This is a genomic window from Ruegeria sp. BG8, from assembly GCF_056538325.1.
This window is the reverse complement of sequence record NZ_JBQFSZ010000001.1, coordinates 1,019,001-1,031,391: the sequence shown is the minus strand read 5'-3', so window position 1 is coordinate 1,031,391 and position 12,391 is coordinate 1,019,001. Positions and strand designations below refer to the sequence as shown.

The 12,391-nt window shown below is 57.2% G+C and carries 16 protein-coding genes; 13 read left to right on the top strand and 3 right to left on the bottom strand.

The genetic code is table 11. From position 1 onward, the window contains the following. A partial coding sequence (locus ACR0DG_RS05205) for an EF-Tu C-terminal domain-related protein (RefSeq protein WP_480707061.1) occupies positions 1-326 on the top strand: 326 nt, incomplete at its 5' end. Positions 327-429: 103 nt separating this feature from the next. Here the strand turns inward: ACR0DG_RS05205 and ACR0DG_RS05200 are convergent. Next, positions 430-909 (bottom strand): hypothetical protein, encoded by a 480-nt coding sequence (locus ACR0DG_RS05200; protein ID WP_480707060.1) that lies wholly within the window; start codon positions 907-909, stop codon positions 430-432. Positions 910-1,084: 175 nt separating this feature from the next. Continuing rightward, positions 1,085-1,774: a ribulose-phosphate 3-epimerase gene (rpe, locus tag ACR0DG_RS05195; RefSeq protein ID WP_480694942.1), complete on the bottom strand. Its 690-nt coding sequence runs from the start codon at positions 1,772-1,774 to the stop codon at positions 1,085-1,087. A gap of 165 nt (positions 1,775-1,939) precedes the next feature. Between rpe and phnC the strand changes: the two genes are divergently transcribed. The 5 genes from phnC to ACR0DG_RS05170 all read left to right on the top strand — a co-directional run bounded on the left by phnC (position 1,940) and on the right by ACR0DG_RS05170 (position 6,663). Continuing rightward, entirely contained in the window at positions 1,940-2,761 is an 822-nt protein-coding gene (gene phnC, locus ACR0DG_RS05190; RefSeq protein WP_480694940.1) for a phosphonate ABC transporter ATP-binding protein, read from the top strand. Positions 2,762-2,825: 64 nt separating this feature from the next. Then, positions 2,826-3,728 carry a phosphonate ABC transporter substrate-binding protein gene (gene phnD, locus ACR0DG_RS05185; RefSeq protein ID WP_480694938.1) on the top strand — a complete coding sequence of 301 codons (903 nt, stop codon included), beginning with the start codon at positions 2,826-2,828 and terminating at the stop codon, positions 3,726-3,728. A 69-nt stretch (positions 3,729-3,797) separates the two neighbouring features. Continuing rightward, positions 3,798-4,679 carry a phosphonate ABC transporter, permease protein PhnE gene (gene phnE, locus ACR0DG_RS05180; RefSeq protein WP_480694936.1) on the top strand — a complete coding sequence of 294 codons (882 nt, stop codon included), beginning with the start codon at positions 3,798-3,800 and terminating at the stop codon, positions 4,677-4,679. After that, positions 4,676-6,031: a phosphonate ABC transporter, permease protein PhnE gene (gene phnE / locus ACR0DG_RS05175; RefSeq protein WP_480694934.1), complete on the top strand. Its 1,356-nt coding sequence runs from the start codon at positions 4,676-4,678 to the stop codon at positions 6,029-6,031. Before phnE (ACR0DG_RS05180) ends, phnE (ACR0DG_RS05175) begins: the two co-directional genes overlap by 4 nt. 17 nt (positions 6,032-6,048) lie before the next feature. Continuing rightward, the gene (locus ACR0DG_RS05170) at positions 6,049-6,663 is read left to right on the top strand and encodes an LbetaH domain-containing protein (RefSeq protein ID WP_480694932.1); all 615 of its coding nucleotides are present in this window, start codon (positions 6,049-6,051) and stop codon (positions 6,661-6,663) included. Between the two features lie 151 nt (positions 6,664-6,814). Here ACR0DG_RS05170 and phnF read toward each other — a convergent pair whose 3' ends face one another. After that, positions 6,815-7,525 (bottom strand): phosphonate metabolism transcriptional regulator PhnF, encoded by a 711-nt coding sequence (phnF, locus tag ACR0DG_RS05165; protein ID WP_480694930.1) that lies wholly within the window; start codon positions 7,523-7,525, stop codon positions 6,815-6,817. A gap of 103 nt (positions 7,526-7,628) precedes the next feature. Here phnF and phnG point away from each other — a divergent pair, with 103 nt between their 5' ends. From phnG to phnK, 7 genes are read left to right on the top strand one after another with little or no spacing between them, the layout of a single operon-like run. Beyond that, the gene (phnG, locus tag ACR0DG_RS05160) at positions 7,629-8,087 is read left to right on the top strand and encodes a phosphonate C-P lyase system protein PhnG (protein ID WP_480694928.1); all 459 of its coding nucleotides are present in this window, start codon (positions 7,629-7,631) and stop codon (positions 8,085-8,087) included. Further along, positions 8,087-8,662 carry a phosphonate C-P lyase system protein PhnH gene (gene phnH / locus ACR0DG_RS05155; RefSeq protein ID WP_480694926.1) on the top strand — a complete coding sequence of 192 codons (576 nt, stop codon included), beginning with the start codon at positions 8,087-8,089 and terminating at the stop codon, positions 8,660-8,662. The genes phnG and phnH overlap by 1 nt, the downstream gene beginning before the upstream one ends. Before the next feature lie 2 nt (positions 8,663-8,664). Further along, positions 8,665-9,756 (top strand): carbon-phosphorus lyase complex subunit, encoded by a 1,092-nt coding sequence (locus ACR0DG_RS05150; RefSeq protein ID WP_480694924.1) that lies wholly within the window; start codon positions 8,665-8,667, stop codon positions 9,754-9,756. Next, positions 9,753-10,349 carry an HAD family hydrolase gene (locus ACR0DG_RS05145; RefSeq protein WP_480694922.1) on the top strand — a complete coding sequence of 199 codons (597 nt, stop codon included), beginning with the start codon at positions 9,753-9,755 and terminating at the stop codon, positions 10,347-10,349. The genes ACR0DG_RS05150 and ACR0DG_RS05145 overlap by 4 nt, the downstream gene beginning before the upstream one ends. Continuing rightward, entirely contained in the window at positions 10,346-11,206 is an 861-nt protein-coding gene (locus ACR0DG_RS05140) for an alpha-D-ribose 1-methylphosphonate 5-phosphate C-P-lyase PhnJ (RefSeq protein ID WP_480694920.1), read from the top strand. The genes ACR0DG_RS05145 and ACR0DG_RS05140 overlap by 4 nt, the downstream gene beginning before the upstream one ends. After that, positions 11,203-11,607 (top strand): VOC family protein, encoded by a 405-nt coding sequence (locus tag ACR0DG_RS05135; RefSeq protein WP_480694918.1) that lies wholly within the window; start codon positions 11,203-11,205, stop codon positions 11,605-11,607. The genes ACR0DG_RS05140 and ACR0DG_RS05135 overlap by 4 nt, the downstream gene beginning before the upstream one ends. 5 nt (positions 11,608-11,612) lie before the next feature. Further along, positions 11,613-12,383, top strand: coding sequence for a phosphonate C-P lyase system protein PhnK (gene phnK, locus ACR0DG_RS05130; RefSeq protein ID WP_480694916.1), 771 nt, complete (start codon positions 11,613-11,615; stop codon positions 12,381-12,383). The last annotated feature ends 8 nt before the right edge of the window (positions 12,384-12,391 follow it).

Here is a 12,391-nt window from a genome sequence, read left to right as displayed (position 1 = left end):
TTGAGCGTGGCCAGGTTCTGTGTAAGCCGGGTTCGGTTACACCGCACACCAAGTTCGAAGCCGAAGCCTACATCCTGACCAAGGAAGAAGGCGGTCGTCACACCCCGTTCTTCGCGAACTACCGTCCTCAGTTCTACTTCCGTACAACTGACGTGACAGGCACCGTGACCCTGGCCGAAGGCACCGAGATGGTCATGCCTGGCGACAACGTGTCGTTCGGCGTTGAGCTGATCGCACCGATCGCGATGGAAAACGGTCTGCGCTTCGCGATCCGCGAAGGCGGCCGCACCGTCGGCGCCGGCGTTGTGTCGAAAATCATCGAGTAATCGGTGACGGTGCTGAGATTATTCGTCGAATAATCTCGGACCCAACCGGTTGAACTAAGAAAGGCCGCCCCACATGGGGCGGCCTTTTTCTTTTTCACATTCTTCAGCTAAGGCTTTTCCAAAAAACAATTAATCGAACGGTGATCGGGAACGTGATCCAGAACAAAGCCGTTGCAGATAAAGCTGGCGCAAAAAGGACGATGATAATCATCCAACCAGGTGCTTGTATTAGGCCAAACCATGCTCCTGACAGCGCAAAAAACAGAAAGGTCAGAAGCAGCGCAACACCCCCGATTTTCCTTGAACAGTTAGTGATTTCTTGTTGAGTTGCCGTTGTGGCGTGCCGTTTGAAGTAGAAAATTGCTGCCAGTGAGGCCCCGATTGCAAAGGGTAACAACAACAGTGAAATTTGAGCAATAGCCCCAATCACTCCAAAGCGACCGAAAGGTACCCCCCGAGGTATGCCCATTAAATCGTGGGAGAAGATAGAAATCAGATAAGATACCGCGAACCCGGGTATCAAAAATAGCCAAAACTGCCAGAATGATCTTGCCATTGTCTTCTCCAGCATTTGAATGGCCATTCGTTTGAATATTGGTCATGTCGTCGCTTTGAGAAAAGGCAGGCAATACCCACTTGCCAAACCCGACCAACGCCAATAGCGCGCGGGTTCTCAACAAGAACGTCAAGGCGGCGTGAATCCCGCTTTTGGGGCTCCAAGAGGGTTGGCGATGCGCATTTTGCCTAGCGGCTTGCGCTCAAGACACCCCTGCCTCAGCCGCTACCCGCACAGCTTGGATGTTTTGGCCATAAACCTCAGGCTGATCCACTGATCCACCTTTGAATACAGCCGATCCGGCGACCAGAACGTCAGCGCCAGCTTTGGCAACCAACGGGGCCGTCGTTGGATCAACACCACCATCGATTTCGATGTGAACCGGGCGGTCGCCGATCATCTGTCGCAGCTTGCGGACCTTGTCGGTAAGGTCGATGAACTTCTGGCCTCCGAAACCGGGGTTCACGGTCATGACGCAGACGAGATCCGTAAGATCCAGCAAATGCTCGACCGCGTCGGCTGGGGTGCCAGGGTTCAGTGCAACGCCTGCTTTCATCCCTGCCGCTCGAATGGCTTGTAATGTGCGATGCGTATGTGGCCCGGCCTCGACATGTGCGGTCAGGATGTCGGCGCCTGCGTCGGCGTAAGCCTGAATGTACGGATCGACAGGAGTGATCATCAGATGCACGTCCATTACCGTCTTTACGTGCGGGCGGAAGGCTTTGACGGCAGGGGGGCCGAAGGTCAGGTTTGGCACAAAATGCCCGTCCATCACATCAACATGCACCCAATCGGCACCTTGCGCTTCGATCGCCTGAATCTCGGCGCCGAAATTGGCAAAGTCGGCGGACAGAATCGACGGAGCGATCTTGATGCTGCGGTCAAAGCTCATTGGGGGGCCTCATGTCAGATATCGAGTCGGCCCGCGTATACCTGCGATATACGAGGTTGGGTAGGCCTCTTGGCGCTGTGGGCGTTTACAAAACTTTCACCGAACTTACACAAAGCCGTTGAAGATCGTCTTTAGCTGACCCCCAACATGAATTGGGGGTGGCTCGTGCTGCACATCAAGAAACTGACCAAGCGTTTTGGTGACAACGTCGCTGTGGACACTGCGACGCTGGAAATAGACAAGCCCGGGATGATCGGGATCATCGGACGCTCTGGTGCAGGTAAATCGACCTTACTTCGGATGATCAACCGCCTCACCGACGCCAGTGAAGGTGAGATCAATTTTGAAGGTCGTGACGTAACCAAGCTGAAGGGTCGCGACAAGCGCGCCTGGCAGGCGGACTGTGCGATGATCTTCCAACAGTTCAACCTGGTACCCCGCATGGATGTGGTCTCGAACGTTTTGCATGGCACGTTGAACCGCCATTCCACGTTGGCCACCATGTTCAACCTGTTTCCGATGGACGAGATTCACCGCGCTATCGATATTCTAGATCGCCTGGGCATTGCGGAACACGCCCCCAAACGCGCCGAGGCGCTGTCGGGTGGACAACAGCAACGCGTAGCCATTGCACGCGCGCTGATGCAGGACCCCAGCATCATTCTGGCGGATGAACCCATCGCCTCGCTTGATCCGATGAACGCGCAAGTTGTCATGCAAGCCCTGCGCCGTATCCACGAAGAGGATGGCCGCACTGTCATTGCCAACTTGCACACACTGGACACCGCCCGCCGCTATTGCGACCGCGTTGTGGGAATGCGCGACGGGCGCATCGTGTTTGATGGCCTGCCCGAGCAACTGACAACCGGTGTCGCCCGCGAAATTTATGGCGCTGATGCAAGTTTCTCGGAAGAGGCAACCTCGACCGAGATCGAAACGCTCGACGCGACCCAAAAAGCCCTGATGGAAGCAGAAGCGACCATCTAAACCACCCACCCCTTTCATCGACCGGCCGATGAAAGGCCGGCATATCAAACCGGAGAGACTCGAGATGAAAAAACTGATTGCTGCCCTAGTGGCCACAACTGCAATGGCCACACCGGCCTTGGCTGCGGATATCAACGAATTCCGCATCGGCATTTTGGGCGGCGAGAACGCTCAGGACCGTTTGAACAACAACGAGTGCCTGCGCGAATACACCGAAGAAACATTAGGCGTTGAAACCAAACTGTTCGCCCCTGCCGACTATGACGGCGTAATTCAGGGCCTGCTGGGCGGCACCATCGACATGGCATGGTTGGGTGCCTCGGGTTACGCCAAAACCTATCTGTCTGACCCAGAAGCCGTCGAGCCGGTGCTGGTCAAGGTGAACCTGGACGGCGGCTACGGCTACTATTCGATCGGTTTCGCGCGCAAGGACAGCGGCATCACCTCGCTGGAAGATATGAAGGACAAGACCTTTGGTTTTGGTGATCCGAACTCGACCTCGGGCTATCTGATCCCTTCGATCGAAATCCCCGCAGCCACCGGCGCGACCATGGATTCGGGCGACTACTTTGGCGAAGTGAAATTCACCGGCGGCCATGAGCAAACCATCGTAGCGGTCAACAACGGTGACGTTGATGGCGGCGTAACATGGGCCGACGGTCTGGGCGATTGGGAAGACGGTTTCAACTCGGGTGCGCTGCGCCGCGCGGTTGACGCAGGTCTGGTCGACATGAACGACATGGTCATGATCTGGCAGTCCAAGCCGATCCCGGAAGGCCCGGTTGTTCTGCGCCAAGCTCTGCCAGCAGATGTGAAAGAAAAGATGACCGCTCTGATGGCGGGTCTGGCTGAGAAAGACCGCGAGTGCTTTTACGGCGTAGCCGCGGGTGAAGCGAAGGCGTTCGAGCCGATCACCCACGAAGCCTACGAAGTCATCATCGAAGCACGCAAGCTGAAGTCTAACTAAGCCTGCACATCCCCAATATCGGGGTCCGGTGTCGAAACCGGGCCCCGTTTTTCCACTCAGGAGCATTCCATGACAGACCTGACCGCAGGGTCCCCCAGCGTCGACCAGATTCGGGCCGACTATACCGAGATGACACGACGCAAGCGGGTCTATGGTGGTATCCTTCTGATCGTATTCGTGGCCCTCATGGCCGCCGGTTTCCAAACAGCTGACGATCGTAACGCCGGTAGTTTCATTGATGGCTGGCACCGCATTTTTGACTATCCGGCCGAGGTTTTGTCCGAAGCGTGGGAAAAAATCGACGCTCTGCCCGCCAATCTGGTCAAGTTCTTCCCCGCACTGATCGAAACGATCAACATTGCGGCCGCTTCAACGCTGCTTGGTACCATCGCTGGGACCTTTCTGGCGCTTATGTCGACACGTGGTATGGCGCTTTGGCCATCGCTGATCCCGCTGTTTCGTCGCATCGCCGATGTGTGCCGCGCAATCCCCGAAATCGTGATTGCCTTGGTTCTGATCTTTGTGCTGGGCGGCGGCCCGGTGCCTGCGATGATCGCTATTGCCATCCATACGGCGGGTGCGCTGGGTAAGCTGTTCTCGGAAGTGAACGAGAATGCCTCGCTGAAACCTGTCGAAGGGTTGCACTCGGTCGGCGCGAACTGGTCGCAAAGGATGTATCTGGGGGTCATCCCGCAGGTCGGTCCGAACTATGTCAGCTATGCTTTGTTGCGGTTCGAAATCAATATCCGCGCGTCGGCCATTCTGGGTTTTGTCGGTGCGGGTGGGCTTGGCTATGAACTGCGCAATTCGATGTCCTGGGGGCAGGGGCGCTACGACGAAGCCGCTGCGATCTTTCTTCTGCTGTTTGTCACCATCGTTGTTGTCGACCAAATTTCGGGGCTGCTGCGCGATCGCCTGACCCACGGATCCGAGAAAGGAGCGCGGGCATGAGCACCTTTGCCACAAATCTCAGCATTGACGAGCTTAAGGCAGAAGCCGGAAGTCTGTTCAACTGCAAGCGGCTGCTGAACTTCGGCCTTCCCGGAGTAGTTCTTGCCTACCTGATTTACGTTTTCTTCGCGTTCGATGTGCCGGGACTGGCCGAGCGTGCAAATTGGGAGAACGGCAAGACGTTGGTGGCGGACAGCTACAGCTATAAGACCCATGTCGAGCGCGATAACCGCAATGGCGAAGTTTCGGTCGCCATCGAGGGTGAGCGCAAGGGTGCCTATCCAGACGGTGAAGCCCCGGATTGGGTTACTTTGGGGGAGACCACGGTAATTGATCTGGAAGACGGTCACGTCGTGCGCTTTGGTCCAGAGAACGTTGAATATGACATTCCTGGCTACGGAACCGTTCGCGCCACACCGACCCGTTCTGCAGGGGTTCAGGCAGAGCTGCCGTCGGCTGAGGTGCCTGAATGGATCAATGTTTCGAAAAACCGCATGGCAATTACCACGGATGCGGGCCGATTGACGGTAACCCGCAACCGGTCTGAGGTGTTCCGCTATTTCAACGGCTGGGAATTGTTCTGGTTCACACTGGACAGCCCCTACTATGGCAAGTCCTTCCCGCAATTGGTCGGGCTGGCTGCCTCAGGTGAAGCGGGCGCGATCTTCAACGATTTCTGGACCAATAAGATGTGGCGGCACCAGGATGTGGCATGGGCAATTTTTGAGACCATCCTCATGGCGTTTCTTGGCACGCTTGGGGCGGGTATGATTGCGCTTCCGCTCGCTTTTCTGGCGACGCGCAATTTCAACCCGCTAAAGTCGGTGCGGTTTCTGACACGTCGCGTGTTCGACTTTGTTCGTGGCGTTGATGCCTTGATCTGGACGGTCGTTCTGGCCCGAGCCTTCGGTCCGGGCCCATTGACCGGAGCGCTGGCTATTCTGGTCACTGACACGGGAACTTTTGGCAAAATCTTTTCGGAAGCTTTGGAAAACGTCGATCAGAAACAGATCGAAGGGGTGCAGTCCACTGGTGCGAATGCGCCTCAGCGTTACCGCTTTGGCGTTATTCCCCAAGTGACGCCGGTTCTGTTGAGCCAGCTTTTGTATTTCCTCGAGTCTAACACCCGCAGCGCGACGGTTATTGGTGCCATCACGGGAGGTGGTATCGGGCTTTTGCTGACCCAGGCGATTATTACGCAAAAAGATTGGGAAGAGGTCGCCTATTACATCGTCCTCATCATCCTGATGGTGATGTTGATGGATTGGTTCTCGGGCTGGCTGCGACGGCGCCTGATTCAGGGCGAAGTCAAACCTAAACGGACGAAGGCCAAGGCCGTTAAAGCGGCCTGAGGTATCTGAGTAAACGCATGGCAAGACTTCAAGCGGATCAGCCGTTTCTGCATCCCGAATGCGCAATCTCTAACAGTGAGTTTGGTGCCTATGTAGAGATTGGTGCAGGAACTCGCGTGGCAAACTCAACGTTCGGGGATTATTCCTATTGTGATCGCACGTGCGACATTGCGAATGCGCGGATTGGCAAGTTTGCCAATATCGCCAGTTTTACACGGGTCGGCGCCACAGATCATCCGATGGAAAAAGCATCGCTGCACCACTTTCTGTACCGGTCTGCGGATTATTGGGACGGAGAGGCAGACGATGCAGATTGGTTTGCGCACCGGGCCAGCCGTACCACCGAGATTGGGCACGATACCTGGATCGGCCACGCGGCTATCATCAAGCCCGAGGTGACGATCGGACACGGGGCAGTTGTCGCGTCCGGCGCGATCGTAACAAAAAACGTCGCGCCTTACACGATCGTTGCGGGTGTCACGGCAGAACCGATCAGGCCGCGTTACCCCGCTGGCGTGGCAGAGCGTATGATGACCCTGGCTTGGTGGGATTGGGACAACGCGAGACTACGTGCCGCTTTGCCGGATTTCCGGTCATTGTCTGCAGAAGCGTTCCTTGAAAAATACGAATAAGGTTTTTTATCCGACAACGTTGTTCTCCCGCGCCCGCGCGCGCCTCGGCAAAGCCGAAACGCACTTGCGGCTTTGGGCATAGCGCCGCGCTGTGCCCAACGGGATGAGGCCTCTGTAAAGAGGTCGAAGACGGGCGGGAGGGCCGCTGCGTTCAATCCTTGTCCAAGGTCAAAGTAACACGTTCACCGGCAAAAAAGGTTCGGCCGTACTCGACCGGTATATCGTTCACATCGGCGTTGACACCCACTGAATGTAAAACTGGCGCCCCTTCTTGTAGACGCAGATGCAGCGCTTGAGTTGGGGTCGCCGCTCGTGCAGTCAGACGGGTCGATACACGCACGTAATCTGATACACCGCAAAGCTGCAGCGCTTTGGTGACGGACTGGGTGTCTGAAAGCGCTGTCAGAATGTTCGGCAGGCGCTCTGCGGGAAAAACACTTTGAAACAAGGCAATTGGTTGCCCGTCTGCAAGGGACAATCCGTCATATACGTGGACAGAATCCCCAGCGTTGAGACCTAAAGCCTCGGCTTCAGCCAGATCCGCGGCGCGCGTGGTCAGCGTCAGGATTTTCTTGCCTGGAATTTTCCCGCTGGCTGAGATGCTTTTGTGATACCGAACACGTTTTCCGATCGGGTAGTCCGTTGGCCGCGCTGCCACGAAAACACCCGCGCCGCGCCGGGTGTGAACAAGACCTTGCTCGGATAAGTCCGATAGCGCCCTGCGCACAGTGTGGCGGTTTACCCCATGTTTTGCTGCCAATTGCGCTTCGGTCGGCAGACGGTCGCCGGTGTCAAAGCGCCCTTCTGCGATGTCGGCGGTCAGGCTCAGGGCGATGCTTTTCCAGACGGGTGTTTTGCTCATGTCATTAAATCTTCACACGCTAGCGGATTGCAGAGGGCGGGGTAGAAGTGTAATATTTGTCTAGTTGTATAGTTCATGTAGACAACCCGGCCAAGAGGCTTTCATGGAAGATTTTGACAAACCAGCCGATGTTGCCCGTCAGAAGCGGATGGGGTTACTGGCCCGCGCGCCCGAAGAAGCCCTGATGGCGCTTTGGAGCCAAACCGGCGTTCATCCAGCGTATGAATGGCTGCGCGCCCCTGAAGTTGGCGGTGTGATGGTCCGGGGGCGGGCGGGAGCGGTTGGCGCTCCGTTCAATCTTGGGGAAATGACCGTTACGCGCTGTTCGTTGGTGTTGAAGGACGGAACGGTTGGCCATGGCTACGTGCAGGGGCGATCAAAGCCCAAGGCCGAGGTGGCGGCTCTGGTAGATGCTCTGATGCAGACCGACGCGGCCGAGGCCATCGACACGCAGGTGGTCCAACCTTTGGCGGAGCAGATGACGGCCACACAGACCAACCGTGCGGCCAAAGCTGCCGCCACGAAAGTGGAGTTCTTCACATTGGTACGCGGAGAAGATTGATGAACGCACAACAGCAGTTCTCAGGCGGGTTTTCGAACGCCCCGATCGACGCAGCTCATGCGTTTCGGGCGGCCATGACAGTTATGGCGCGACCAGGTGAAATCAGGCAGCTTGCTGGTGCACGCCCGCCAGAGCCTTTGTCCGTGGCGGCCGGGACTTTGCTGCTGACACTGTGTGATCCCGAAACAAGCGTCTACTTGGCGGGGGCGGCGGATACGACGGATGTACGTCAGTGGCTGACCTTCCACACCGGCGCACCGATCGTTGATGCGACCCGTGCGGATTTTGCGCTGGGTACATGGCAGGCTTTGGGCGGTTTGGCACCGTTTCGCACTGGCACGCCTGAATACCCGGATCGCTCGGCGACATTGATTGTCGAATGTGATGCGCTTGTTCCGCAAGGCGCGACGCTGCGGGGGCCTGGCATCAAGGACACATCACAGCTCTCTTTGCCAGATGTCTCAGCTTTGCAGGCGAATGCGTCGCTTTATCCGTTGGGTTGCGACTTCTTTTTTACCTGCGGGGACAAGGTCGCAGCCCTGCCGCGCAGCACTCAAATCTCTACGGAGGCCTGAACATGTATGTAGCTGTCAAAGGCGGTGAAAAGGCCATCGAAAACGCGCATTCCTGGCTGGCCGAGGAACGCCGCGGGCCAACTGAAATTGCAGAGCTAAGTATCGCGCAGATCCGCACGCAGTTGAGCCTTGCGGTCAATCGGGTGATGGCCGAGGGGTCCTTGTTTGACCCCGACCTTGCAGCGCTTGCCATCAAACAGGCGCGGGGGGATCTGATCGAAGCGATTTTTCTGGTGCGGGCATACCGCACAACCTTGCCCCGGTTTGGCTACACGAACCCGGTTGAAACGGGCCAGATGGCCTGTGATCGCCGCATCTCGGCGACATTCAAAGATGCGCCGGGTGGGCAGGTGCTGGGGCCGACCTTTGACTATACGCATCGTCTGCTGGACTTCAAACTGGCCGCAGAAGGCGGCGAGGCGACCGCGCCCGAAGGCCCGCCTCGCATGGAGCCGACGCCGCATATAACCGAATTTCTCAAGGGCGAAGACATCATTCAGGAAGAACCGGCCAGTGACGACGTTCCGGGCGATCTGACGCGTGAACCGATGCAGTTCCCCTCGAACCGTCCTTTGCGACTGCAGTCGCTGACGCGCGGGGATGAAGGTTTTGTGCTAGGCATGGCCTACTCCACCCAACGTGGATACGCGCGCAACCACGCATTCGTGGGCGAGTTGCGGATCGGCAAGGTTCCTGTCGAAATGGATATCCCTGAACTCGACTTCGCGATCGAAATCGGAGAGGTTGAGCTGACGGAATGCGAGACCGTCAACCAATTCCAAGGATCAAAGACCGAACCGCCGCAATTCACCCGCGGATATGGGTTGGTTTTTGGTCAATCAGAACGCAAGTCTATTGCAATGGCACTGGTTGATCGCGCTCTTCGGTGGGAAGAGTTGGGCGAAGACAATGTCGGTGCGCCGGCGCAGGACGAGGAATTCGTTCTGAGCCACGCCGACAATATTCAGGCCACTGGGTTCTTGGAACACATCAAGCTGCCCCACTACGTGGATTTCCAGTCTGAACTGGAACTGGTTCGAAAACTCCGCCGCGAAGCCCAAGGACGGATCACACCGAAGGAGGCTGCGGAATGAAGGCTGTTGTTTTCGATATCGGTGGGGTCCTGATCGACTGGCAACCGCATCTGGCCTGGATCGATGCTCTGGGCTCGGAAGAGGCCGTTCACGCCTTTCTGGAACGCACCGATTTCCGGGCCAAGAATGCGCGTGGCGACAACGGAGAGCGCTTCGCGGACCTCGCCAAGGAACTGGATGATCCGCAGGATCAAATGCTTTTTGCTTCGTATGTCGAACGCTACACCCTGACAGTGGAAAAGCCGATACACGGAACATGGGACCTTCTGGATCGCCTGAAGGCGCAGGGAACACCGGTTCACGCGATCACTAACTGGTCGGCGGAGACTTGGCCCGAGGGGCTGAAGGTACACCCGCGCTTGGGCGAGGTGTTCGGAACCCTGGTCGTTTCCGGTCAGGAAGGGGTGATGAAGCCCGATGCCCGCATTTTCCGAATGCTCTGTGACCGCGCAGGTCACGCGCCGGAAGACTGCATCTTTATCGACGACGGGCTGCACAATATCGAAGGTGCCCGGGCTGTCGGGATGGAAGGCATCCACTTTACCACACCGCAAGCGCTTGAGGCGGATTTGACGGAAAGAGGCGTGTTATGAGCGAATACAACTTTGCCTATCTGGACGAACAAACCAAACGGATGATCCGGCGGGCTATCCTTAAGGGCCTTGCCGTTCCGGGATATCAGGTCCCCTTTGCCAGCCGCGAGATGCCGATGCCCTATGGCTGGGGAACCGGCGGGGTACAGGTTTCGGCGGCAACGCTGACACCCGATGACAGGTTCAAAGTCATTGATCAGGGTGCGGATGACACCACCAATGCAGTTTCCATTCGCAAGTTCTTTGAAAACACGGCGGGCGTTGAGACGACGGAAGAGACCGAGAAGGCGACCGTGATCCAAACCCGCCATCGTATCCCCGAAGCAAAGCTGCGCGAAGATCAGATTCTCGTCTATCAGGTGCCCATCCCGGAACCGTTACGCTTTCTTGAACCGCGCGAGACTGAGACGCGCAAGATGCACAGTCTGGAAGAATACGGGCTGATGCACGTAAAGCTGTATGAGGATATCAGCCAGCACGGGGCGATTTCGACCTCTTATTCATATCCAGTGATGGTGTCGGACCGCTACGTGATGGATCCGTCCCCAATCCCGAAATTCGACAACCCCAAGCTTGAGATGGACGCGATCCAGTTGTTCGGCGCCGGGCGTGAGCAGCGCATCTATGCAGTGCCTCCACATACCAAGGTCGTGTCGTTGGATTTCGAAGATTATCCTTTTGAAGCCTCAAAGGCTGACCACCCATGTGATCTGTGCGGGGCTGAAGACAGCTATTTGGACGAGGTCATCATGGATGACGTAGGAAACCGGATGTTTGTCTGCTCGGACACGGATTATTGCCGGTCTCGCCGTGAGGCCGGGCACGAAGGACGTTTGGCCAAGGAGGATGCGGCATGATGCGCGAGCACGTTTTGGGAATTGATCATCTGGGCCTGACGGTTGCTGACCTTGAGGCCACCAAAACCTTTTTCGTCGATGCCTTGGGCTGGGACGTGGTGGGTGGTCGGCCCGAATACCCATCGGCCTTTATCAGCAACGGCTCGGCAGTTCTCACGCTATGGCAGCAGAAAGGCGACGATCAGCGTGGCTTTGATCGGCACGCGAATGTGGGCCTGCACCATGTCGCCTTCAAAATCCCGTCGCGAGAGTCGCTGGATACCGTGTTCGACGCGATCAAGGATTGGCCCGGCGTTCAGGTGGAATTTGCGCCCGAGCCGTCCGGCGCAGGGCCCAAGATACATTTCATGATCCGCGAACCCGGCGGCAACCGGATCGAATTTGCCTATGACCCGAGGTAAGTGACATGACGCCGTTATTAAGTGTGAAGGACATCCGGAAAACCTACGGGGCCCGTATCGGGTGTGCGGATGTCAGTTTCGATCTCTACCCGGGTGAGGTGATGGGGATCGTAGGTGAAAGCGGATCAGGCAAGTCGACATTGCTGAATTGTCTGGCTGGTCATCTGGTTCCAGATCATGGGCAGGTCGTTTTTGATACGCGCGCGGATGGTCCGGTGGATACGGTCACCATGTCCGAGCCAGAGCGTCGGATGCTGGGCCGCACCGACTGGGCCTTTGTGCACCAACACGCCCGGGACGGCCTGCGCATGTCAGTCAGCGCGGGGGGGAACATTGGTGAGCGTCTGATGGCGGTAGGTGATCGCCATTATGGCCAGATCCGGGAACGTGCGGTCGATTGGCTTGGCCGCGTCGAGATTGACGAAAGCCGGGTGGACGATCGCCCGACGGCCTTTTCCGGTGGGATGCAACAACGTCTGCAAATCGCGCGAAACCTTGTGACTGGCCCCCGGCTGGTCTTCATGGACGAGCCCACTGGTGGGCTGGATGTGTCTGTTCAGGCCCGTTTGCTGGATCTGTTGCGGGGTTTGGTCCGCGAGATGGGGCTGAGCGCCATTATCGTCACTCATGACTTGGCCGTTGTCCGCCTGTTGGCGGATCGCCTGATGGTGATGAAGGACGGGCAAGTGGTTGAAACTGGTTTGACCGATCAGGTGCTGGACGATCCGCAACATGCATATACGCAGTTGCTGGTCTCGAGCGTGCTGCAGGTTTGAGAGGGCGA

Excerpts from the sequence above, each read along its gene's own strand:
- phnK (WP_480694916.1), top strand. The coding sequence starts at position 11,613 with ATGACGCCGTTATTAAGTGTGAAGGACATCCGGAAAACCTACGGGGCC.
- ACR0DG_RS05200 (WP_480707060.1), bottom strand. The coding sequence starts at position 909 with ATGGCCATTCAAATGCTGGAGAAGACAATGGCAAGATCATTCTGGCAG.
- ACR0DG_RS05140 (WP_480694920.1), top strand. The coding sequence starts at position 10,346 with ATGAGCGAATACAACTTTGCCTATCTGGACGAACAAACCAAACGGATG.
- phnE (WP_480694934.1), top strand. The coding sequence starts at position 4,676 with ATGAGCACCTTTGCCACAAATCTCAGCATTGACGAGCTTAAGGCAGAA.
- phnH (WP_480694926.1), top strand. The coding sequence starts at position 8,087 with ATGAACGCACAACAGCAGTTCTCAGGCGGGTTTTCGAACGCCCCGATC.
- phnF (WP_480694930.1), bottom strand. The coding sequence starts at position 7,525 with ATGAGCAAAACACCCGTCTGGAAAAGCATCGCCCTGAGCCTGACCGCC.
- ACR0DG_RS05170 (WP_480694932.1), top strand. The coding sequence starts at position 6,049 with ATGGCAAGACTTCAAGCGGATCAGCCGTTTCTGCATCCCGAATGCGCA.
- ACR0DG_RS05145 (WP_480694922.1), top strand. The coding sequence starts at position 9,753 with ATGAAGGCTGTTGTTTTCGATATCGGTGGGGTCCTGATCGACTGGCAA.
- ACR0DG_RS05150 (WP_480694924.1), top strand. The coding sequence starts at position 8,665 with ATGTATGTAGCTGTCAAAGGCGGTGAAAAGGCCATCGAAAACGCGCAT.
- ACR0DG_RS05135 (WP_480694918.1), top strand. The coding sequence starts at position 11,203 with ATGATGCGCGAGCACGTTTTGGGAATTGATCATCTGGGCCTGACGGTT.
- phnG (WP_480694928.1), top strand. The coding sequence starts at position 7,629 with ATGGAAGATTTTGACAAACCAGCCGATGTTGCCCGTCAGAAGCGGATG.
- rpe (WP_480694942.1), bottom strand. The coding sequence starts at position 1,774 with ATGAGCTTTGACCGCAGCATCAAGATCGCTCCGTCGATTCTGTCCGCC.
- phnE (WP_480694936.1), top strand. The coding sequence starts at position 3,798 with ATGACAGACCTGACCGCAGGGTCCCCCAGCGTCGACCAGATTCGGGCC.
- phnD (WP_480694938.1), top strand. The coding sequence starts at position 2,826 with ATGAAAAAACTGATTGCTGCCCTAGTGGCCACAACTGCAATGGCCACA.